This window comes from Acinetobacter sp. WA-87 (genome assembly GCF_039938935.1).
In the GTDB taxonomy this organism is placed as follows: domain Bacteria; phylum Pseudomonadota; class Gammaproteobacteria; order Pseudomonadales; family Moraxellaceae; genus Acinetobacter; species Acinetobacter seifertii.
Genome location: NZ_JBDUVF010000016.1, coordinates 1 through 516, shown reverse-complemented (window position 1 = coordinate 516; position 516 = coordinate 1). Strand labels below are relative to the sequence as shown.

The following is a 516-nucleotide window of genomic DNA, read 5'->3' as shown; positions in this document are numbered from 1 at the left end:
CTCAACAGCACCGACCCTTGCGATCGGTACGGATGACCTTGCACTTGCAGCAGGTGAAACAGCGAACATCAGCTTCACGTTCAGTGAGCCGGTGATAGGCTTTGATGCAACCGACATTACTGTGGTCGGCGGTACATTGACTGGTTTGAGTACAACAGATGGTGTGACCTGGACAGCAGTCTTTACACCAGATGGAACCGGCACTGCGCCAAGCATTAGCGTTGCGAATGGTAGCTATACCGACGCGGTAGGCAACCCAGGTATAGGCGATGTGCTGGATGGTACAGATGGCTTTATCGTTGATCTGGTTGCACCGGTAGTTGGCTTCACTAACACCGCTACGAATGACACGACTCCTGCGTTGACAGGCACGATCGATGATCCTGCTGCGACGGTGGTGGTGACTGTCGATGGTGTGAACTACAACGCGACCAACAATGGTAACGGTACCTGGACACTGGCAGACAATACACTTCCAGCATTGACTGACGGTACGCATACGGTAAGTGTGACTGC

1 protein-coding gene is annotated in these 516 nt (G+C 53.1%); it reads left to right on the top strand.

The window, feature by feature from the left end:
- Positions 1-516 (top strand): Ig-like domain-containing protein (locus ABFY81_RS18820; protein WP_347914390.1); only part of this gene is annotated, 516 nt, incomplete at both ends.